Annotated in this window: 21 protein-coding genes; 5 read left to right on the forward strand and 16 right to left on the reverse strand. The window is 68.3% G+C overall.

Translation table 11 applies throughout. The features are described 5' to 3' along the window. Positions 1–3 precede the first annotated feature (3 nt). Together ACKI2N_RS10915 and ACKI2N_RS10920 are read right to left on the reverse strand one after the other, a co-directional pair. The gene (locus ACKI2N_RS10915; RefSeq protein WP_420997140.1) at positions 4–885 is read right to left on the reverse strand and encodes an ABC transporter permease; all 882 of its coding nucleotides are present in this window, start codon (positions 883–885) and stop codon (positions 4–6) included. Further along, positions 882–1,988, reverse strand: coding sequence for an ABC transporter ATP-binding protein (locus ACKI2N_RS10920; RefSeq protein ID WP_420997141.1), 1,107 nt, complete (start codon positions 1,986–1,988; stop codon positions 882–884). Before ACKI2N_RS10920 ends, ACKI2N_RS10915 begins: the two co-directional genes overlap by 4 nt. A gap of 222 nt (positions 1,989–2,210) precedes the next feature. Here ACKI2N_RS10920 and ACKI2N_RS10925 point away from each other — a divergent pair, with 222 nt between their 5' ends. Together ACKI2N_RS10925 and ACKI2N_RS10930 are read left to right on the forward strand one after the other, a co-directional pair. Further along, positions 2,211–3,035, forward strand: coding sequence for an IclR family transcriptional regulator (locus tag ACKI2N_RS10925; RefSeq protein WP_420997142.1), 825 nt, complete (start codon positions 2,211–2,213; stop codon positions 3,033–3,035). A 59-nt stretch (positions 3,036–3,094) separates the two neighbouring features. Then, positions 3,095–3,787 carry a cytochrome b/b6 domain-containing protein gene (locus ACKI2N_RS10930; protein ID WP_420997143.1) on the forward strand — a complete coding sequence of 231 codons (693 nt, stop codon included), beginning with the start codon at positions 3,095–3,097 and terminating at the stop codon, positions 3,785–3,787. A gap of 18 nt (positions 3,788–3,805) precedes the next feature. Here ACKI2N_RS10930 and ACKI2N_RS10935 read toward each other — a convergent pair whose 3' ends face one another. The 3 genes from ACKI2N_RS10935 to ACKI2N_RS10945 form a co-directional block, all read right to left on the reverse strand. Further along, positions 3,806–4,288 carry a CHRD domain-containing protein gene (locus ACKI2N_RS10935; RefSeq protein WP_420997216.1) on the reverse strand — a complete coding sequence of 161 codons (483 nt, stop codon included), beginning with the start codon at positions 4,286–4,288 and terminating at the stop codon, positions 3,806–3,808. 197 nt (positions 4,289–4,485) lie between these two features. Then, positions 4,486–5,409: a Bug family tripartite tricarboxylate transporter substrate binding protein gene (locus ACKI2N_RS10940; RefSeq protein WP_420997217.1), complete on the reverse strand. Its 924-nt coding sequence runs from the start codon at positions 5,407–5,409 to the stop codon at positions 4,486–4,488. Between the two features lie 164 nt (positions 5,410–5,573). Next, positions 5,574–6,491 (reverse strand): dihydrodipicolinate synthase family protein, encoded by a 918-nt coding sequence (locus ACKI2N_RS10945; RefSeq protein ID WP_420997144.1) that lies wholly within the window; start codon positions 6,489–6,491, stop codon positions 5,574–5,576. Positions 6,492–6,621: 130 nt separating this feature from the next. On the opposite strand from ACKI2N_RS10945, the gene ACKI2N_RS10950 reads away from it, so the two are divergent. After that, positions 6,622–7,518 carry a LysR family transcriptional regulator gene (locus ACKI2N_RS10950; protein ID WP_420997145.1) on the forward strand — a complete coding sequence of 299 codons (897 nt, stop codon included), beginning with the start codon at positions 6,622–6,624 and terminating at the stop codon, positions 7,516–7,518. A gap of 93 nt (positions 7,519–7,611) precedes the next feature. Here ACKI2N_RS10950 and aceB read toward each other — a convergent pair whose 3' ends face one another. Beyond that, positions 7,612–9,198, reverse strand: coding sequence for a malate synthase A (aceB, locus tag ACKI2N_RS10955; protein WP_420997146.1), 1,587 nt, complete (start codon positions 9,196–9,198; stop codon positions 7,612–7,614). A 43-nt stretch (positions 9,199–9,241) separates the two neighbouring features. Then, complete coding sequence (locus ACKI2N_RS10960) at positions 9,242–9,943, reverse strand: haloacid dehalogenase type II (protein ID WP_420997147.1); 702 nt, start codon at positions 9,941–9,943, stop codon at positions 9,242–9,244. Between the two features lie 253 nt (positions 9,944–10,196). On the opposite strand from ACKI2N_RS10960, the gene ACKI2N_RS10965 reads away from it, so the two are divergent. Beyond that, complete coding sequence (locus ACKI2N_RS10965; protein ID WP_420997148.1) at positions 10,197–11,168, forward strand: LysR substrate-binding domain-containing protein; 972 nt, start codon at positions 10,197–10,199, stop codon at positions 11,166–11,168. A gap of 100 nt (positions 11,169–11,268) precedes the next feature. Beyond that, entirely contained in the window at positions 11,269–11,703 is a 435-nt protein-coding gene (locus tag ACKI2N_RS10970; RefSeq protein ID WP_420997149.1) for a universal stress protein, read from the forward strand. A gap of 108 nt (positions 11,704–11,811) precedes the next feature. On the opposite strand, the gene ACKI2N_RS10975 is transcribed toward ACKI2N_RS10970, so the two are convergent. The 9 genes from ACKI2N_RS10975 to ACKI2N_RS11015 all read right to left on the reverse strand — a co-directional run bounded on the left by ACKI2N_RS10975 (position 11,812) and on the right by ACKI2N_RS11015 (position 19,643). Beyond that, entirely contained in the window at positions 11,812–12,564 is a 753-nt protein-coding gene (locus ACKI2N_RS10975; protein WP_420997151.1) for a M48 family metalloprotease, read from the reverse strand. Positions 12,565–12,960: 396 nt separating this feature from the next. Beyond that, positions 12,961–14,253 carry an isocitrate lyase gene (gene aceA, locus ACKI2N_RS10980; RefSeq protein WP_420997152.1) on the reverse strand — a complete coding sequence of 431 codons (1,293 nt, stop codon included), beginning with the start codon at positions 14,251–14,253 and terminating at the stop codon, positions 12,961–12,963. Positions 14,254–14,637: 384 nt separating this feature from the next. Continuing rightward, entirely contained in the window at positions 14,638–15,543 is a 906-nt protein-coding gene (locus tag ACKI2N_RS10985) for an alpha/beta fold hydrolase (protein ID WP_420997153.1), read from the reverse strand. 162 nt (positions 15,544–15,705) lie between these two features. After that, positions 15,706–16,128 (reverse strand): gamma-glutamylcyclotransferase family protein, encoded by a 423-nt coding sequence (locus ACKI2N_RS10990; RefSeq protein ID WP_420997154.1) that lies wholly within the window; start codon positions 16,126–16,128, stop codon positions 15,706–15,708. A 2-nt stretch (positions 16,129–16,130) separates the two neighbouring features. Continuing rightward, positions 16,131–16,628, reverse strand: a complete 498-nt coding sequence (gene rraA / locus ACKI2N_RS10995) for a ribonuclease E activity regulator RraA (RefSeq protein WP_420997155.1) — start codon at positions 16,626–16,628, stop codon at positions 16,131–16,133. A 112-nt stretch (positions 16,629–16,740) separates the two neighbouring features. Further along, positions 16,741–17,577 (reverse strand): LytR/AlgR family response regulator transcription factor, encoded by an 837-nt coding sequence (locus tag ACKI2N_RS11000; protein WP_420997156.1) that lies wholly within the window; start codon positions 17,575–17,577, stop codon positions 16,741–16,743. A gap of 54 nt (positions 17,578–17,631) precedes the next feature. After that, the gene (locus ACKI2N_RS11005) at positions 17,632–18,831 is read right to left on the reverse strand and encodes a sensor histidine kinase (RefSeq protein WP_420997157.1); all 1,200 of its coding nucleotides are present in this window, start codon (positions 18,829–18,831) and stop codon (positions 17,632–17,634) included. A gap of 147 nt (positions 18,832–18,978) precedes the next feature. Beyond that, positions 18,979–19,428, reverse strand: coding sequence for a terminase (locus ACKI2N_RS11010; protein WP_420997158.1), 450 nt, complete (start codon positions 19,426–19,428; stop codon positions 18,979–18,981). Beyond that, complete coding sequence (locus ACKI2N_RS11015) at positions 19,425–19,643, reverse strand: hypothetical protein (RefSeq protein ID WP_420997159.1); 219 nt, start codon at positions 19,641–19,643, stop codon at positions 19,425–19,427. Before ACKI2N_RS11015 ends, ACKI2N_RS11010 begins: the two co-directional genes overlap by 4 nt. Between the last annotated feature and the right edge of the window lie 139 nt (positions 19,644–19,782).

The following is a 19,782-nucleotide window of genomic DNA, read 5'->3' on the forward strand; positions in this document are numbered from 1 at the left end:
CGTTCACCCCAGGCGCTTCTTGTAGCGTTGCTCGAGCAGGCGGTTGTAGCTGAGCATGATGAGCAGGTTGGCCAGCAGCAGCACGATGGCGATGGCCGCGCCGAGCGGCCAGTTGAGGGTGTTGAGGTATTCGTCGTAGACCAGCGTGGCCACCATCTTCAGCCGGCGCCCGCCCAGCAGGCCGGGAATCGCGAACGAGCTGGCGCTCAGGCCGAACACGATCAGGCTGCCGGAGAGAATGCCCGGCGTCATCTGCGGCAGCACGATTCGGCGCAGCGTGGTCAGGAACGAGGCATTGAGCGAGAGCGCGGCATTGGCGGCGCTCGGGTCGATCTTCTGCAGCGTGGTCCAGACCGGGATGATCATGAACGGCAGCATCACGTGCACCAGCCCGATCACGATGGCAAGGTTGGTGTAGAGGATGCGCACCGGCTCGATGCCGAACGCGCCGAGCATCTGGTTCACCAGGCCGGTGTTGCCCAGCAGGATGCTCCAGCCGAACGCGCGCACCACCACCGACACCAGCAGCGGCGCCAGCACCACCACCAGCAGGACCGAGCGCCACGGATTGCCCATGCGGCTCAGGATGAAGGCCTGCGGCACGCCCACCGCCACGCACACCAGCGTCGTCACCAGCGCGATCCAGAAGGTGCGCCAGAGGATCTCGTAGTAATACGCATCCGTGACGATGGCCAGGAAGTTGGCCAGCGTGACGCCGCCGGCCACGCTGCCGGTATCGTGGTCGAACACGCTGAAGGCCAGCATGGCGGTCAGCGCCAGCGGCGTGACCAGCATCACCAGGAACAGGACCAGGCCGGGCGCCGACATCAGCCACGGCCACGGGCGGGCCTTGGGCGGGCCCTGCAATGCGGCGGCGGTGCTCATGCCGGCACCGCCTGCGCCGCCGCCACGGCCGCGCCGGCCGTGGCCGGGGCGGGCAGCAGGCGCGCGCTGTCGTCATGCCAGGTCACGCCGACCCGCTCGCCGTCCTGCGGCGGCGGCGGGCCGTCGTTGCTGCGCATCGCCAGCAGTTCGCCGAGCGGGCTGTCGATGCGGTGCAGCCAGTGGCTGCCCATGAAGAAGCGCTCGATCACGCGGCCGTCGAAGCGGCCCGCGCCGGGCGCCACCAGGTGCACCTTCTCGGGGCGCAGGCTGAACAGCACCGCGGCGCCGGCCTGGCAGGCCGCGCCGGGCACCACGGCCGCCAGCGCCGGCTGGCCCGCCAGCTCGATGCGCGGCAGCGCGCCGCCTTCGAGCACGCGCCCCGGGATCAGGTTGCTTTTGCCGACGAAGGACGAGACGAACTCGGTGCGCGGCTGCTCATAGAGTTCGTAGGGCTTGTCCACCTGCACCAGCACGCCCTGCTCCATCACCACCACGCGGTCGCTGACCGACATCGCTTCGTGCTGGTCGTGCGTGACCATGATGGTGGTGGTGCCCACGGTGCGCTGGATGCGCCTGAGCTCGAACTGCATTTCCTCGCGCAGCTTGGCGTCCAGGTTCGACAGCGGCTCGTCGAGCAGCAGCACCGGCGGCTCGATCACCAGCGCGCGCGCCAGCGCCACGCGCTGGCGCTGGCCGCCCGACAGCTCGCGCGGATAGCGCGCCTCGTAGCCGCGCAGGTGCACCAGTTCCAGCACGCGGGCCACCCTGGCGGCCTGCTCGGCGCGCGGCAGCTTGCGCATCTCCAGGCCGAAACGCACGTTCTCCTCCACGCTCATGTGGGGAAACAGCGCATAGGTCTGGAACACGATGCCAAGGCCCCGCGTATTGGGCCGGGCGTGGGTGATGTCGCGGCCGGCCAGCGCAATGCGCCCGCTGCTCACGGTGGCAAAGCCGGCGATCATCTGCAGCGTGGTGGTCTTGCCGCATCCCGACGGGCCCAGCAGGGAGACGAACTCGCCCTGCTCCACCGACAAGTTCATCGACTTGACGACCTGGTTGTCGCCGTACGACTTGCTCACATTGCTCAAGGTAAGAAAGGACATGCGCTTTTTTCCTGTGTGGCTTCCCTGTGTGGCGGCGGCGCAGCGGCCGCGTTGCGGCGGCGGGACCCGGACCTTTTAGGAGACGCCTTATTTTGAGCAGGAAACATACCCGTTTGGTGGGATAATTCTGTTCAGTGGGATTTTTATTCATAAAATTCCATTGAATGAAATCAAGTGGCCATTGACCACTTTCGCAATTCCGCCGAAAGAGACGCCGACTGTATGGAAGATGTAACGGAACCCGCCGAACCCGCCGCCGGCGGCGCCGCCCGCCTGTTTGCCGTGATGCGCGCGCTGGCGCTGCACCAGCACAGCGCATCGCGCGTCAAGGACGTGGCGCAAGCGGTCGGCCTGACCCAGGCCACCACGCACCGGCTGCTGCAATCGCTGGTCAAGGAAGGCATGGTCGAGCAGGACACGCGCTCCAAGCGCTACCGGCTGAGCATCGAGTTCTTCGCGCTGGCGGCCCAGGCCGGCAACCTGAGCGGGCTGCGCCAGCTCTGCCGCCCCGTGCTGCTGCGGCTTGGGGCGCGCCTCAACGACGCGATCTTCCTGCTGGTGCGCAGCGGCTTCGACGCCGTGTGCCTGGACCGCAACGAAGGGCCCTACGCCATCCGCACCTTTACCGGCGGCATCGGCGGGCGCGTGCCGCTGGGCGTGGGCCAGGCCGCCACGGCCATCCTCGCCTTCCTGCCCGACGAGGAGCGCGAAGCGGTGCTGCAGTTCAACCTGCCGCGGCTGCGCGAGTACGGCCTGCTCGACGAAGTGTCGCTGCGCAGCGAGATCGAGCAGGTCCGCGCGTGCGGCTACGCCTCGCGGCGCGCGGGCCTGCTCGACGGCATGGCGGGCGTGGCGGTGCCGATCCTGGACCGCGAAGGCCGCGCCGTGGCCGCGCTGGGCGTCGGCACGCTGATCGAGCGGCTGAGCCCCGAGCGCCTGCCCATCGTGGTGGACCTGATGCAGCGCGAGACCGCCGAGGTGGGCCGGCAGATCAACCCGTTCGACCCGGCGCTGTGGAATCCTGCGGCGGAACTGACGCAGCGCTAGGCGGCGGCGGCAGGCGGCGCCTAAAGTAAAGGCCGGACGCCCGACAGAAGAGCCGACCGATGAAACCTGACGACCCGAGCGCGCCGCCGGCGCCGCCCGAGGGCCGCCCCGTGACAGTCTGGGACGCGCCGACGCGGCTGTTCCACTGGCTGGTGGTGGTGCTGGTGGCCGCGGCCTACGCGAGCGCGAAACTGAACTGGATGGACTGGCATGTGCGGGCCGGCGAAATGCTGCTCGCGCTGGTCTTGTTCCGGCTGCTGTGGGGCTGCTGCGGCAGCGAGACCGCGCGCTTTCGCAGCTTCGTGGCCTCGCCTCGCGCCGCGTGGCGCCACCTGCGCCATCTATTCCGGCGCGAGGCCGACCTGCAGGTCGGCCACAATCCGGCCGGCGGCTGGATGGTGGTGGCGCTGCTGGCGCTGCTGCTCGGCGAGACGCTCAGCGGGCTCTACATCAACAACGACATCGCGGACGAAGGGCCGTTTACCGAATGGGTGCCCGCCGCGGTCGCCAATGCGATCTCGGCACTGCATGCGCTGCTGTGGGACGTGCTGCTGGCGGCGGTGGTGCTGCACGTGCTGGCCATCGCGCTGTACGCGGCGGCCAAGGGACACAACCTGCTGCGGCCGATGCTGACCGGCCGCAAATGGCTGCCCGCGCGCGTCCGCGCGCCACGTCAAGCACCTGTGATGCTGGCGTTGCTCATGCTGGCCGCGGGCGCCGCGGCAGCGGCGCTGCTCGCGGCGTATCTCTGAAGCGGGCCGCCAGGCCGGTCAGTTGCTCTTGGGCGGCAGCACCTGGCCACGGATCTCGCCGGCGGGATGGTCCTTGGTATGCACGTTGATGTACATCTCGCCGGACACGAACTCCTTCGCCTCGGCCGGCGACAGCGTGGCCTGGCCCTTGACGGGGCTGCTCAGCGCGGCGCCCTTCTCGGCCAGCCAGACCTGGACCCCGGCGTTCTTGCCGGTCACGGCGGGCCCGTGGAAATGCGCCATGGTCGGCGCGCTGGACAAGCCGCTGAAGCTGACCGTCCAGGTGACCACCCGCGTGGCGGGGTCATAGGTGAGGTCGGCGGAACCGCTGCCCGGGGTCTGCACCGGAGGCACCTGCTGCGCGCCGGTGAGCGGCACGTTGAACGAGACGGGGGCGGCCTGCGCCAGGCTCAGGGCGGCGGCAAATGCCAGGCCCGCGAACCCCGCGAGGGTATGCCGCCGCAGGGAGCGCCGCACGGGCCGCCGTATGGAAACACGCATGGAAACATGCATCGGATGGTCTCCTGTCCGCTAAGTACCCTAAGTGCCGGTACCTGCCGTACGTTCCCTACGTTCCGCATGTACCGTACCGTAGGCATCGGTTGAACGGCCGAGCGTGCCGGCTGCACGGCGGCCGCCTGCCGTGCCTCGTTAAATCTAGCATAGCCCCGGCAATTGGCAACCGGCGCGGCCACGCCTTATTCCGGCTTGATGCCAGCCGTCTTGATGATCTGCCCCCAGCGGCCCAGCTCGGCCAGCTGGAAGCGCGCCAGCTCGTCGGGCGTGGACAGCGCCACCTCCATGCCGGTCTGGTCGACCACCTGGCGCACGGCCGGGCTTGCCATCGCCCGGCGCATCAGGTCGCTCAACTGCTGCACCACCGGCGCCGGCGTGTTCGCCGGGGCGTACAGCGCATTCCAGTAGCCGGCTTCGTAGCCGGGCAGCGTTTCGGCGATCGCCGGCACCCCGGGCACCAGCGCCGAGCGCTTGGGGCTGCTGATGCCGAGCGCGCGCAGCTTGCCGGCCTTGACCTGCGGCAGGCTGGCGGCAAGGTCGACGATCATCATGTCGGTCTGCCCGGCGACCAGGTCGATGACGGCCTGCGGATTGGCCTTGTAGGGCACGTAGGTGAACTTGCTGCCGGTGACCTGCTGGAACAGCTCGGCGGCGACCTGCGCGGAGGAGCTGCCGGAGCCGTAGCTCATCTTGCCGGGCTCCTTCTTTGCCAGCGCGACCAGCTCGCCCACGCTGTTGGCCTTGACCTGCGGGTTCACCACCAGCAGCTGGTAGCCCTTGGTCAGCAGCGAGACGGGCGCAAAGTCCTTGATCGGGTCATAGGGCAGCTTCTTCAGCAGGTGCGGGTTGGCGGCCTGCGTGGTGTTGGTGGTCATGAACAGCGTATAGCCGTCCGGCGCGGCGCGCGCCACGGTCTGGGCAGCGATGCCGCCGAAGGCGCCGGCGCGGTTGTCGACCACCACCGCCTGGCCGGTCATCCTGGTCACTTCCATGCCGACCGCGCGCGCCAGGCCGTCGGTGGCGCTGCCGGGGCTGGAGCCGATGACGATGGTGATGGGATGCGTGGGATAGCCCTGCGCCAGCGCGGTGCCGCACAGGAACGGCATGGACGAGAGGGCCAGCAAGGCAAGGACGGAGCGGCGGATGCCGCGGCTAGAGCGGATCGAGCGGATCGAGCGGATGTGGCGGATATTCACGGGTTGTCTCCGATGGGTGTTGTTTTGTTCGCGGGGCCGGGGCGGGAACGCTGCCCGCCGCGCGGCCCCCATGCTCAGCGGGCGAGGCCCCAGCCCGACATCAGCGCGTGCAGCCGCTCGTGCTGGCCCGCGGCCAGCGGCCACGCCGACGGCGGCCGCGTGGCGCCGCAGTCGTTGCCCATCATCTGCAGCGCAGCCTTGACGACCGTGACGTTGGCGCCGTTGTTCTCCTGCGCGCGCAGTTCCTCGAACGGCAGCATCTCGCCGATGAGCCGCATCGCGCCGGCGTAGTCGGCGGCTTCGAGCGCGTCATAGATGGCGACCGAGCGTTCCGGCAGCACATTGATCAGGCCGGAAGTGAAACCGCGCGCCCCGACCGCGTAGAGCGGCGGCGCCCAGACTTCCGCGAGGCCGCCCACCCAGGCCAGCCCGAGGTCGGCGGTGCGGCGCATGGCTTCGGCCAGCACCAGCGGCGTGGGCGAGGCCCACTTCACGCCGATCACGCCGGGGATGCGGCACAGTTCCTCGATCGCCGCCAGCCCGATGTTGTCGTTGCGCAGGTAGAGCACCAGCGGCAGGCCCTCGCCGGCCTCGGCGATCTTGCGCACGTAGGCCGCCACGCCGCGCGGCGCCACGAACGGATCGGGCGGCTGGTGCACCATCAGCGCATCGGCGCCGGCCAGGCGCGAGGCGCGCGCCAGCGCGCAGGCCTCGTGCACGCTGCGGCCCACGCCGGCCAGCAGCGGCACCCGGCCCGCCACGCATTCGGCGGCCACCTGCACCATCCGCACGGCTTCCTGCTCGCGCAGCCCGTAGAACTCGCTGGTATTGCCGTTGGCGACCAGCACATGCACGCCGGCCTCGACCGCCCGGTCCACCACCGGCGCGAGCGGCGCCGGCGAAACGGTATCATCTGCGTCGAACGGCGTGACCAGGATGCCGGAAATGCCGTCAAGCGCCCTGCGCAACGCCGGGCCTTCGAAAGTTGCCACCTGTATCTCCTGCTGGAAAAGTCTGGAAAGACTGTCTGGAAAGACTGAAAAGTCGAGAGGTGCCACTCTAAGAAGGACTGGCCGCAGCGTCCAATTCAAACAGGCGATGCCGCAATACAAGAATTGAATCGTGTTTCAGCTTTCGCATCTCCGCAGTTTCGTCGCGGTGGCGACGGAACTGCATTTCGGCCGGGCGGCAGCCTTGCTGAACATGACGCAGCCGCCGCTCACGCGGCAGATCCAGCTTCTCGAGCACGAGGTGGGCGTCCGCCTGCTGGAACGCTCGGGCGGCACCGTGCGCCTGACCCTGGCGGGCACCACCTTCCTGCGCGAGGCGGAAGACATCCTGCGCCGCAGCCAGGCCGCCGCGCTGGCCGCGCGGCGCGCCATGCGGGCCGACGCGGGCAGCGTGACGATGGGTTTCATCCCCGCCGCCAGCTTCACGCTGCTGCCGCAACTGCTGGGCGCGATCCGGGCGAAGTTCCCGGACGTCCATGTGTCATTGCGTGAGATGCAGACCGACGCGCAACTCGAGGCGATCGGCGCGGACCGCATCGAGCTCGGCGTGGTGCGCCCGTTCGCGCCGCGCAGCTTCGCGCTGTCCGCGCCGCTGCTGCGCGAGCCGTTCGTGCTGGCGGCGCCGGCGGGGCACCCCCTGATGACCTGCCCGTCGCTGACGCTGCAGTCGCTGGAGGCGCAGCCGTTCATCGAATTCTGCCCGTCCGAATCCCGCTACCTGTACGAGGTCGTGGCCGGACGGCTGCGGGCCGAGGGCGTGGCGCCCGAGACGGTGCAGACGCTGAGCCACACGCATTCCATCCTGTCACTGGTGGACGCCGGCATGGGCGTGGCGCTGGTGCCGCAATCCGCGCACCGGCTGGGATACGCCGGCGTGGCCTTCCGCCCGCTCGAGAATGCCGCCGGGCTGGACGTGGAACTGCACCTGGCCTGGCGCCGCGGCAACCAGCACGGCGTGGCCGACACCGTGCGCGCGCTGCTGCAGGACGCGTTCCCGGCGCCGGCCTAGCCGCGGCAAAAAAAAGCCGCCCCTCGACGGGGCGGCGCGGCGAAGCCGGCCAGCCGTGCGCACCGGGATGGCCCCGGCGCGCCGGCCACGGCATCAGATCTCTTCGTACAGCGGCAGCGTCAGGAATTCCGCGAAATCTTCCGAGGTGGACATCTGCTCGAAGATCTCGGCGGCGCGGTCGTAGGTCCTGGTCTCGCCACCGACCACTTCCTTGACCTTGGCCAGTTCTTCCGGAATCAGGCCGCGCACCAGCTCGGCGGTCACCTTGCGGCCGTCTTCCAGCTTGCCCTTGGGCGAGCGGATCCATTGCCACACCTGCGAGCGCGAGATCTCGGCGGTGGCGGCGTCTTCCATCAGGTTGTGGATGGGCACGCAGCCGTTGCCGGCCAGCCAGGAGCCGAGGTAGTGGATGCCGACGTTGATGTTCATGCGCAGGCCGGCTTCGGTGATCGGGGTTTCCGGCTGGAAGTCCAGCAGGTCCTTGGCCGACACGTTGACGTCGTCGCGCTGCTTGTCGAACTGGTTGGGCTTGTCGCCCAGCACCGCCACGAATTCCTTCATGGCCGGCTCGACCAGGCCCGGGTGGGCCACCCAGCCGCCGTCGTAGCCGTCGGTGGCGTCGCGCTTCTTGTCGTTGATGATGCCCTGCATGGCCACCGCGTTCTTCTCCGGATCGTTCTTGATCGGGATCAGCGCGCTCATGCCGCCGATCGCGGGCGCGCCGCGCTTGTGGCAGGTCTTGAGCAGCAGCAGCGCGTACGCGCGCATGAACGGCGAGGTCATGGTGACCTTGGCGCGGTCGGCCAGGCAGAAGTTCTTGTCGACCTTGAACTTCTTGATGCACGAGAAGATGTAGTCCCAGCGGCCGGCGTTCAGGCCGGCGCTGTGCTCGCGCAGTTCGTACAGGATTTCTTCCATCTCGAACGCGGCCAGGATGGTCTCGATCAGCACGGTGGCCTTGATGGTGCCCTGCGGCAGGCCGATCTCGTTCTGCGCCATGACGAAGACGTCGTTCCACAGGCGCGCTTCGAGGTGGCTTTCCATCTTCGGCAGGTAGAAGAACGGGCCGGCGCCGCGGGCGATCTGTTCCTTCGCGTTATGGAACAGGAACAGCGCGAAGTCGAAGATGCCGCCGGAGACGCGCTGGCCGTCGATGGTGACGTGCTTTTCGTCGAGGTGCCAGCCGCGCGGGCGCACCTGCAGCGTGGCGATCTTGTCGTTCAGCTTGTAGTGCTTGCCGTTCGAGTCCAGCGTGAGCGTGCGGCGCACGGCGGCCTTGAGGTTGACCTGGCCCTGCAGCTGGTTGTGCCAGTTGGGGGTGTTGGAGTCCTCGAAGTCGGTCATGTAGCTGTCGGCGCCCGAGTTGAACGCGTTGATGACCATCTTGGCTTCGACCGGGCCGGTGATTTCCACGCGGCGGCAGTGCAGCGCGGGCGGCACCGGGGCGACCTTCCAGTCGCCTTCGCGCACGCTCTTGGTCTGCGGCAGGAAGTCGGGCAGCTCGCCGGCGTCCAGGCGCTTGGTGCGCTCGACGCGCGCGGCCAGCAATTCCTGGCGGCGCGGCTCGAAGGCGCGGTGCAGCTTGTCCACCAGGGCCAGGGCCGCCGGCGAGAGGATGTCTTCGTAGGCCGGCAGGATGTCGCCGGTGATCTTCATGCCCGCAGGCAGCGTGATGGCCATCTGTGTTCTCCTGTGTTCGATGGTTGGTTTGGGTTACCCGCCGTCAGAGCGCCGCGCCGCGGGCGCGGGCGAACTGCAGCAGGTCGTTCATGTCGTGCCCGGTGCCGGCAGGGCTCACGTCGAGCCGCTCCGCCGGGTGACCGGCACGGTTGATCCAGAAAGTGGTGAAGCCATACCAGGCCGCGCCGCATGCGTCCCAGCCGTTGGACGAGACGAACAGGATCTCCGCCGGCGCCACGCCGAAGGCCTGCGGCGCCAGCGCGTAGGCGGCCGGCGCGGTCTTGTACAGGCGCACCGCGTCGACCGACAGCACGTGGTCGAACAGGCCGTGCATGCCGGCGCTCTTGACCGAGATATCGAGCATCTCCGGGTTGCCGTTGGAGAGGATGCCCAGCGGCAGCCCGGCGGCGCGCAGGCGCTTGAGCGCGCCGAGGTTCTCCGGGAACGCCGACAGGCAGGCGTACTCCTTGAGCAGTTGCGCTTCTGCGGCCGGACCCAGGTCCAGCTGCAGCCGCTCGGCGGCGTAGCGCAGCGCGTCCACCGTGATCGGCCAGAACGGCTTGTAGTATGCGCCGTCCGGGCCGGCCAGCGAGCGGATGCGGGTGTAGTCGATCTGGCGCTCGCGCCACAGCAGCGCCAGCGCCTCGCCCTTGCCGGGGAAGAGCTGTTCGGCCCGCGCGGTGACGGAATACACGTCGAACAGCGTGCCGTAGGCATCGAAGACGACTGCGCGGATCTTGTGCATGAGCCAGTGGCTTCCTCGGGCGGTTCCTGCAGGCCTGCCGCCATCGCTCGGCTGCGCGGCGCGGGCCTGTACACCAATGAATGCATGCATTGTAGGTAGGCGCTGCAGTGCGGCAAAGCCGCTGCGGGTCACTTGATCTTTTACTTTTACCCCACTAATCTTCGCTAACGCCATAAAGAATAGGCACCAAATCCACTCCATTGCCTTTTATGCTGGCTACGATGGATGGCATGAGGCACAACCGGCGAGATTCGTGGATCATTTCAAGCAACTGGAGACATTCGTGTCGGTGGCGGCGCGCGGCAGCCTGTCCGCCGCCGCCGCCGCCGAGGGCGTGGCGCCTGCCATCATCGGGCGCCGCATCGATGCGCTGGAAGAGCGCCTGGGCGTGAAGCTGCTGCTGCGCACCACGCGCAAGATCAGCCTGACCTTCGAAGGCTCGGCCTTCCTGGAGGACTGCCAGCGCATCCTCAACGACCTGCACAACGCCGAGGCCAGCGTCTCGGCCGGCGGCGTCAAGGCCAGCGGCCACCTGCGCGTGACCGCGCCGGCCGGCTTCGGGCGCAAGCACGTGGCGCCGCTGGTGCCGCTGTTCATCGAATCGCATCCGGACGTGACCCTCACGCTGGACCTGTCCGACCGCGTGGTCGACCTCGTCAACGAAGGCTTCGACTGCGCCATCCGGCTGGGCGACCTGCCCGACTCCAGCCTGGTCTCCATCCGCCTGGCCGAGAACCGCCGCGTGGTGGTGGCGTCCCCGGCCTACCTGGCGCGCGCCGGCGTGCCGGCCACGCCCGACGAGCTGGCGCGGCACAATTGCCTGGCCTTCGGCGCCAGCGCCAACGTGCAGCGCGGCTGGGCCTTCCAGCAGGAGGGCAAGCCGGTCACGGTCAAGGTGGGCGGCTCCATGGAATGCACCGACGGCGCGGTGCTGCATGCGTGGTGCCTGCAAGGCCACGGGCTGGCATGGCGTTCCTGGTGGGAGGTCGGGCAGGAAATCGCCAGTGGGCGGCTGGTCACGGTGCTGGACGCGTTCCAGGCCCCGCCGATCGGCATCCATGCGGTGTTTCCCCAGCGCAAGCACCTGCCGCTGCGCGTGCGGCTGTTCATCGACCACCTGAAGAACACCTATGGCAATGCCGGCTACTGGCGGCGGGCCGAGCAGGCGCCCGCGCGCGCCGCGCAGGAGGCCTGCGCCGGGCCGGAATTTGATATAAGCCAATGATGCATGCGGCACTCCTGCCTACAATGAATCAAGGCAGGCGCTGCCAGGCCCGCCCCGGCGCATCGCCATCCACTGCCTCTTTGCCCCAAAGGAGTCCAGCATGTTCAAGCACATCCTGCTACCCACCGACGGTTCGGAACTGTCCAAGAAAGCCATCGACGGCGCGCTGGAACTGGCCAAGACAATCAACGCGCGCGTCACCGCCTATGTGTGCCTGGAGGAATACCCGTACACGCCATTCAGCGAGATCGTGGTGGAAGCCCCGCAGGCCTTCAAGGACCGCATCGAGAGCCAGGCCAAGCTGTACCTGAAAGAGGTGGAAACCGCCGCCTCCGCGGACGGCATCTCGTTCGACTGCGACATGACCACCTTCGCCGTGCCCTACCTGGGCATCATCGACGCCGCCGAGCGCCACGGCTGCGACGTGATCTTCATGGCCTCGCACGGCCGGCGCGGCCTGTCCGGCCTGCTGCTGGGCAGCGAGACGCAGAAGGTGCTGACCCACACCGACATTCCGGTGATCGTGTACCGCTGACCGTGCCTTGCTGGTCCGCCGCTGCGGGAAAGCGAAAAAGGCTGGCCGCCCTTTGCGGGGCGGCCAGCCTTTCTTGCATGCGGGGTGCCGGCACGGGCCGGCGCCCGCTCAGCTCGCCTGCTTGATGCGGTCCTCGATATGCTTGGCGCGGTCCGCCGAGCCGGGGTGCGACGAGAACATGCTGGACTTGCCGCCATCGAGCTTGGCCAGCTTCTGGAAGGCCGTGACCAGCCCGCGCGTGTTGGCCTTGTTCTTGGTCAGCACGTCGAAGGAGTAGTCGTCGGCGGCGCTTTCCTGCGTCTGCGAGAACTGCGCGTTGATCAACTGCTCGCCCAGCTCGCCCAGTTGCGAGGACGACAGCGCGGCCACCGCGCCGCTGCCGCTGGCGGCCAGCGCGCCGCGCGCGGCCATGGCGGCGTAGGCCACCTGCATCTTGTTCTTGGTGTGTCCCAGCGCCACGTGGCCGAGCTCGTGGCCCACCACGCCGCGCACTTCGTCGTCGGTCATCATGTCCATCAGGCCGCTGTACACGCGCACGCAGCCGTTGGCCATGGCCCAGGCGTTGACGTCCTTGGTCAGGTAGACCTTGGCATTGATGTTGGAGACGTCCGTCGACTGCAGGCCGGCCATGATCTTGGTCAGGCGCTTGCCATAGGCGCTGTTGGCCGCGGCGATCTTGTTGGTCTTGTCCGATTCGGCGCAAGCCTGGTCCGACATGGACTTGACGTCCGCATCGCTGAGCGAGGCCGCCTTGAACATCGAGGTGCCCGCGCCCACCATGCCGTCGACATTGGTGCCGGCGCAGCCGACCACGAGAGCGGAAAGGCCGGCGACGGCCGCGAGGGAAAGTGTGTGCTTCATGGAATCTTCTTCTTGGGATGTGCACCGGCCAGCTACACCGCCAGTGACTCGAACGGACAGGCGCCGGGCTGGCCGGCGCTTCGCTGCGTGCTCTTGCGGGCACGTGGCGAAATCATATCGCTGAAAGTATCCCAAGTGAATTGGAAATGTCTGAATCGATACACCGCACAATCTTTAACATTTCCACGAAATTTCGCATTCCTCCACCGATCGGTCGGCGCCCGCGCCCGCGCAAGAAAACAAAAAACCGCGCCGTCCCTGAGAGAGACACGGCGCGGCGCCCAATTGAAGGGCACGATGGTCGCGCACCCTTCAAGATGACCAGGTATCGTTCTGGTTATCCTGCGATCCGAAGCCCCGGGGACCGGCGTCCCCGGGAGCCTCGGGCCTCCTTCCTCAAGCCACCTTCTTGTCGAAGAACTGTTCGTCTTCGGTCGAGCCCTTGAGAGCGGTGGTCGACGACTGGCCGCCTTCGATGGTCTGGGTCACGGCGTCGAAGTAGCCGGTACCGACTTCGCGCTGGTGCTTGACGGCGGTGAAGCCCTTCTCCGCGGCGGCGAATTCGTTTTCCTGCAGCTCGACGAAGGCGCTCATCTGGTTGCGGGCGTAGCCGTAGGCCAGGTTGAACATCGAGTAGTTCAGCGAGTGGAAGCCGGCCAGCGTGATGAACTGGAACTTGTAGCCCATCGCGCCCAGTTCCTTCTGGAACTTGGCGATGGTGGCGTCGTCCAGGTTCTTCTTCCAGTTGAACGACGGCGAGCAGTTGTAGGCCAGCAGCTTGCCGGGGAACTTGGCATGCACGGCTTCGGCAAACTTCTTGGCGAATTCCAGATCCGGCTTGCCGGTTTCGCACCACACGAGGTCGGCCACTTCGGCGTAGGCCAGGGCGCGCGAGATCGACTGGTCCAGCCCGTTGCGCACGCGGTAGAAACCCTCCACGGTGCGCTCGCCGGTGCAGAACGGCTTGTCGTTGTCGTCGACGTCCGAGGTCAGCAGGTCGGCCGCTTCGGCGTCGGTACGGGCGATCACCAGGGTCGGCACGCCGGAGACGTCCGCCGCCAGGCGGGCGGCGGTCAGCTTGGCGACGGCTTCGCGCGTCGGCACCAGCACCTTGCCGCCCATGTGGCCGCACTTCTTGACCGAAGCGAGCTGGTCTTCGAAGTGCACGCCGGCCGCGCCCGCTTCGATCATCGACTTCATCAGCTCGAAGGCGTTCAGCACGCCGCCGAAACCGGCTTCGGCGTCAGCCACGATCGGCGCGAAGTAGTCGGTATCGCCCTTGCCTTCGCTCCACTGGATCTGGTCGGCGCGCTGGAAGGTGTTGTTGATGCGCTTGACCACCATCGGCACCGAGTTGGCCGGGTACAGCGACTGGTCGGGGTACATTTCCCCGGCCAGGTTGGCGTCGCCGGCGACTTGCCAGCCCGACAGGTAGATCGCCTTGAGGCCAGCCTTGACCTGCTGCATGGCCTGGTTGCCGGTCAGCGCGCCCAGCGTGTTGACGAACGGCTCGGTGTTCAGCAGGTGCCACAGTTTCTCGGCGCCGCGGCGGGCCAGGGTGTGCTCGATCTGCACGGAGCCGCGCAGGCGCACCACGTCTTCCGCGGTGTAGTTGCGCTTCACGCCCTTCCAGCGCGGGTTGGTTTCCCAGTCCTTCTGCAGCTTCTGGATTTCTTGTTCGCGGGACATTGCACTCTCCTAGTAATTGAGACGGGTATGGCGTAAGAAAACTTGCGACAGGCCTGCCGGACCGTGGTGCCTGGCAGCCGACCGGGACGCTGCGGGTAGCTTCCGGAGACCGCTTCCGGCTGCCTCGCCACCCTTTGTTTTTCGCGTCTCAGGTCATGTGTCTTATATAAGAGTGTAGGGAAACGTCCCGCGTCGCAACAGGCCAGAATGCAGTCCTTGCCTAGTTTTTTTATTCAATAAAATCATTGGCTTGCGAAGTTTATTTCACGATATGGCACGATATCTCCCATCATGAGAAATCGCCGTTGTGCTCCGCAGCCACATTTTTTGCGGCTCAAAACAGCATTCCGCATTGTGAAAAACCAGAAGATGACGTGCTGCCGGTCAGGCCGCTGCGCCGGTACCCTGCCCGTCCGGCCTGCGCGCGCGTTGCAGGTCCCGGGGCTCGGGGCCGCCGTCGACATGCCTGGCCAGGTCCAGGATCATGGCGGCCATGCCGGCCGGATCGGCCAGCGGCAGCCAGTGCCGCGCCGCCACCTCGCGGCGCCACCACCGCCCGACCCAGCGCGACAGGTCCTCCGACAGCGCCGGCCTGACGTAGCGGTCGCGCAGCGGCACGATGACCTGCACCGGCACGTGCGCGTGGCGCTGGCCGGGCGCCAGCAGCCGGCGCAGCATATTGGCCCGGTACAGCGCCAGGCCGTGGCGCCCGTCGGCGGCCCGGGTCGGGCTGGACTCCGCCGCGATGCCTTCCGACAGCTTCAGGTAAAGCGGCCAGGCGCGTCCCATCCACAGCCGCCAGCTCAGTTCCGGCAGCCACGGCAGGTGGAAGACATAGATGTACCAGGACGAGAGGGCCTGCCGCAGCGAGCGCGACAGCGCCGTCCAAGACAGCCGCCGGTTGTCGCGCATCCAGTGGCCGGCATGGTCGAGGCAAGGGCCGGAGCATGAGGTGAACGAGGCGATGCGCCCGCGCAGGCGCGGCTCGGTAGCGAATTCCCAGCACTGGATGGAGCCCCAGTCGTGCCCGGCCAGGTGCACCGGCGCACCGGGAGAGACCGCGTCGATCACGGCGCTGAAGTCCTCCGTCAGGCGCTCCAGGCGGTAGGCGGCCACGCTGCCGGGTGCCGACGAGGCGCCGGCGCCGCGCACGTCGTAGGCCACCACGTAATAGTCGTCGGCGAGCAGCGGCGCCACGCCGTGCCAGACCGCGCTGTTGTCGGGATAGCCATGCACCAGCACGATGGCGCGGCGCGACGGATCGCCCCAGGTCTTGACGGCAAGGCGCACGTCGCCGGACCGGACGGATAGCCGGACGGGAGCCGCCCGGGCGGAAAGCGAGGAAAGAGACATGCGCGGACCATGACATCGGGTGATGGAATGGTTGCCGATGCTACGCCAGCCGCGCCTGCGCGGCGAGCACCGGCCACGCCGTTTCAAACGGCGGCGGGATCAGGCCTGGCGCAGGCCCGCCTCGCGCGCGCGGCGGTGGGCCACCCAGTCTCCCGACGCAATGCGCGGCAGCCCGGCCACGGCGGCCTCGGCCACCGGATACAGCAGGCAGCGGACCGGCCCGCCGGCGGCCAGCGCTTCGCGCGTTTCCCGCACGAACAGCGAGGCCTGGCCCGGATAGACTTCCTCGATCTCGTCGAGCACGGGCAACAGTGCGTCGTCCACCTCGTAGAGATCGCCGGCCACGCCGGGCGCGGCGGCGTCCAGCACGAGGCCGGGATAGGTGCCGAAATCATAGAGCCGGCCCGCGATCGTCGCGCCGCCGAGCAGCGTCGGCGCGGCGATGCCGTGCCTGCGCGCGGCCGCGTTCAGGTCGTTGACTTCGCCGGCGCGCAGCGTGCCATAGACGAATACCACCGGCATGCTCAGCTCCCCAGCTTGCCGTCGGACACCAGCACGCCGTCGGCGTCGGCATAGATCCAGTTGCCGGGGCGCACCACCGCGCCGGGCATCTGCACGGCGACCTCGCGCTCGCCCACGTTGCGCTTCTGGCTTTTCTGCGGATGCAGCGCCAGCGCGCGCACGCCGATATCGCAGACATCCAGCTCGCCGCTGTCGCGCGCGCAGCCGTTGACGATGATGCCGGCCCAGCCGTTCTTCTCGGCCAGCACGCCAAGGTTGCCGCCGACCAGCGCGCAGCGCAGCGAGCCGCCGCCGTCGACCACCAGCACGCGGCCGTTGCCGGAAGATTCCAGCACCTCGCGCACCAGCGAGTTGTCCTCGAATACCTTCAGCGTGGCCGCCGGGCCGGCGAACACCGCGCGCTTGCCGAAATGGCGGAACACCGGCGCCAGCACGCGCAGCGTGCCGTCGGCGAGGCGCCCTTCGTTGGCGTCGCACAGGTCGGTGGTGGCAAAGTTCATGAGCGGCTCCTCGATCGTCAGAGTGGAAGACAGCATGGGAACGCGGGGAAAAGCGTTCGATATCCGCTGGCATCATAGAGGAAAACCGCCCACGGCAGGCATGCCGGGAACGCTACATCTGCTTGAACAGGTAGGCGTACTGGCGCGCCACCGGCAGCGTCTCGGAGCGGTTGCGCAGCTTCAGCGCGAGCCGCCCGAGCGACTGGTTCACGGCGCTGGCCACGCAGTCGATATTGACCACGGTGCCGCGGTGGATCTGCCAGAAGCGCTCGGGGTCGAGCTGCTGCGACAGTTCGCGCAGGCTGGTGCGGATCAGCGCCTCGCCGCTGGTGGAGACCACGTTGACGTACTTGTCGGTGGCTTCGAGGTAGATCACCTCGTCCACCGGGATGATGCGGATCTCCTGCCCCACCAGCGCCTTGATGAAGCGCAGGTAGCCCTGCTGCGCCGGGCTGGCGGGCTGTTGCGCGGCACCGGCGCCGGACTCCAGCGTTTCCAGCCGCGCCAGCAGCTGCGCCAGGCGGGCGGCGTCCAGCGCCGCCCCGGTTGCGCCGGCCTCGTCGCCTGCCTGCGCGTGCTCGGCCAGCCGTCCCTTGAGGCGCTGCACGGTGGCTTCGAGCCGCTCTGGCTGCACCGGCTTGAGCACGTAGTCGACGGCCTCGCGCTCGAAGGCCTCGAGCGCGAACTGGTCATAGGCGGTGACGAACACCACCAGCGGCGGCTGGTCGAATTCCATCAGCTCGCGCGCCACGTCCATGCCGCTCATGCCCGGCATGCGGATATCGAGGAAGGCCACCTGCGGCGCATGCTGGCGGGCCGCCTCCAGCGCTGACACGCCGTCATGGACCACGGAAACGATGCTGGCCTCCGGCCACAGGCTGCTCAGTTCGGCATGCAGCGCGCGCGCAAGCAGCGGCTCGTCGTCGGCGATCAACAAGGTCGGGGACATGGAAACGGTGGTGGACGGTCGGAAACGATGGAGACGGCGGCACCCGGCAGCACGTCAGGAATGCGAGGCCGAAGGCCCCCGCGTGGCGGCGCGCGCCACCGGCGCAAGCCCGAGCCCGGCGCCGGCATTGCCCGCCGGCACCTGTGCCTGTGCCGGCGCGGGCACGGCCGCCGCCGCGCGCATCACCGGCAGCGTCAGGCGCACGATCACGCCGCGCGGCGCGTTCTCTTCCATCTGCATGCTGGCGGCCGCGCCGAAGATGCGCGCCAGGCGCTCGCGCACGTGGGTCAGGCCGAGGCCCGAACCCTTGGTCACCGCATGGCCGAAGCCCACGCCGGTGTCGGCGATCACCACCTGCACCGCCGCGTCGCCGAGCGCGCGCGCGGACAATACGATGCTACCGCCCCGCATGCACGGCTCGATGCCATGGCTGACCGCGTTCTCCACCAGCGGCTGGATCAGCATCGGCGGAATCTCCACTTCGGCCAGTTCCGGCGGCAGGTCGATGCTGTAGTTCAGCCGCGTGCCGAAGCGCAGGCCCTGGATGTCGAGATAGCTGCGCAGCAACTCGAACTCCTGGCGCAGCGTGCACTGCTCGGCGCGCGTGTGCGCCAGCGACATGCGCAGGAAGCCGATCAGCCGCTGCAGCAGGCGCCGCGCGGCCTTCTGGTCGGTGGCGATCAGGCAGTCGAGGTTGGCCAGCGAATTGAACAGGAAATGCGGCTCGATCTGCGCCTGCAGCGCCATCAGCTGCGCGCGCACCAGTTGCTTCTCGGCTTCCTCGCGCTGCAGCGCGTCCAGCGCGGCCTGCCGCTCCAGGTGCGCCAGCTTTTCGCGCGACCAGTAGAAATAGATCATGCTGGCCGCCGCCAGCATGCCCACCACCAGGCACATGCGCAGCATGTCGGTGGCTTCCTGGAAGGACTTGGCCGGTTCGCTCAGCACCATGCGCGTGGCCCAGCTGCCCAGCAGGACCCCGAGCGGCACCGCCACCGCGGCCAGGCAGATGAACGGCCAGCGCGTGGGCCGCTCGTTCCACCAGATCAGCACCCGGGCAACGTCGATCAGCAGCCAGATCGACAGGCCGATCAGGTGGCTGTAGACGAAGTTGTGCAGCAGCGAACCGCCGGTGCGGAAGCCATAGTTCAGGCTCACGGCGATGACGGTATTCATGCACAGCACGAACACCAGGTCGCGCCCGAGGATGGAAACGCGCGAAGGAATGGCGGCGGGACAGCGGCCCAGCGATTTCATGGGGACGGAAGCTCCATACAAGGCTTGGGTGTGGGAAAAATCGGCAAAATCGGCAAAGTCGGCAAAATCGATGAAACCGGCAAGCTCGGCGCCGGCAGGAAACGCTGCCTGCCGGCCTTGGCGGCCCGCAGGCACGCCGGCGAAAGCCTATTGTAATGGCGGCTCATCGGTGCGCGCCGCCAGCGGCCGGCCCGTATGTACGCCCGGCCACGCCCGCGTGCCGCTCCCGTCGGCTGCGCCGGCCGCGCGGCCATGCAGCGCCGCCCACCATTGCCCCGACAGCACGAAGCGTGGAAATGTCACCCATTGCTCCGCCAGGATGCGGCTGGCGACGTCGAGCGGCCCGGCGAACGGCTCGGGCCGCTCGGCCTCGAGCCGGTGCCCCCTGCCCTGCAGCATCAATGACACGGCCATGCACAGCGCGCCCAGACCGACCGCCGGTACCGACAGCGCCAGCACGCCGTAGACCGCCAGCACATTGCCGGCCATGAACATCGGCACGGCAAGCAGATGCAGCAGCAGGCTGCGCGGATGGGCGTGGTTGCGGGCGTAGCCGCGCCATTGCCAGCGCAGCAGTCCTTCCTCGCGCGCGCTCATGGCCGCGGCTGCCGCCGCAGCGCCCGGCATGATGCCTGGCGCAATGCCTGCCGGCGCGCCAGCAGCGCGGCGCCCAGGGTGCCCAGGATCAGAGGCCAGCCCTCGCGGGCGGCATACGCGGGCACGAGGCCGGCGTCGTGCGCCAGGAACAACCCGCCCAGTGCAATCAGGATAATGGGAACCCAGAGTCCCGTGCCGCCACGGCCTTGTGTCATGTTGCGCTCTCCTCGCTCGCCTCTGTGGGTGTTGCCGTTGCGCAGCCGGGCCGGGCATGGCCGCTCGCGGCGGCCGGGGCCCGGCATCACGGCGCGACGGCACTGAAGTGATCCGCCACGTACTGCACGAACTGTACGC

Source organism: Cupriavidus sp. 30B13 (assembly GCF_049059565.2).
Taxonomy (GTDB): Bacteria; Pseudomonadota; Gammaproteobacteria; order Burkholderiales; family Burkholderiaceae; genus Cupriavidus.